This is a genomic window from Oleiphilus sp. HI0128, from assembly GCF_001635365.1.
Map to the genome: position 1 here is coordinate 1 of NZ_LWGG01000702.1, position 1,117 is coordinate 1,117.

At 54.4% G+C, this 1,117-nt stretch carries 1 protein-coding gene; it reads left to right on the plus strand.

Features of this window, described 5'->3' with window-relative positions:
- Window positions 1-3: 3 nt before the first annotated feature.
- Window positions 4-1,117 (plus strand): transposase (locus A3763_RS08680; RefSeq protein ID WP_068759984.1); only part of this gene is annotated, 1,114 nt, incomplete at its 3' end.

Consider the following 1,117-nt stretch of genomic DNA (forward strand, 5'->3'; position numbering starts at 1 on the left):
CTCATGTCACCGGCAAGGAATGTCTGGGCGAGTCAAGCACCATACTATGAACGCCATCAGCCCGAAAAGACGCTCCTCTATCAATTGGTTCAGGAACATTATCCTGTCTTTAAGTCCTCGTTGGAGGGTCAGGGACAAAGCTTGCCTCGTTACGTTCAGAGAGAGTTCGAAGATTTTCTCCAATGTGGTCGGCTGGAATATGGCTTTTTGCGTGTCCGCTGCGAGGATTGCCATCATGAACGATTGGTCGCATTTAGCTGCAAGCGCAGAGGGTTCTGCCCCAGCTGTGGTGCCCGCCGGATGGCGGAGAGTGCCGCGCTCTTGGTGGATGAGGTGTTTCCCAAAGTTCCCATACGCCAGTGGGTGCTGAGCTTTCCCTTCCAGTTACGATTCCTGCTGGCTCGCCATCCAGAGCTGATGGGTAAAGTGTTAGGCATTGTCTACCGCACCGTCTCTACGCATTTAATTAGGCAGGCTGGTTTTACCAAGGCTACCGCACAAACCGGTGCAGTGACGTTGATCCAACGCTTTGGTTCTGCGCTCAACCTTAATGTCCATTACCACATGCTATTTCTCGATGGCGTATACGCCGAAGATACCTATGGCCNACGGCGGTTCCATCGGGTCAAGGCACCCACTCAACATGAACTCAATGCGCTCGTTAACACCCTCAGCCACCGGGTCGCTCGCTGCCTGGAAAAACGCGGTCTGTTGGAGCGAGATGCCGAGAATACCTGGTTGACGCTGGACGAGGAAGGAGGAGATGTACTCACGCAAATGCACGGTTCCTCGGTGACTTACCGCATCGCCACCGGCCCCCAGCAAGGGAGTAAGGTCTTCACCCTGCAAACCTTCCCTCATTGCGAAAGTGAGAAGCCAGGCTATGGCCAAGCGGCTAAAGTGGCAGGGTTTTCACTCCATGCCGGTGTGATGGCCGAAGGACATCAGAGGGATAAACTCGAACGGCTCTGCCGCTACGTTAGCCGACCCGCTGTTTCAGAAAAGCGCCTGGCATTGACCTCCAATGGACACGTTCGGTATGAACTCAAAACCCCGTATCGCAATGGCACAACCCATGTGATCTTCGAACCCATGGACTTCATGGCCAAGCTGGCTG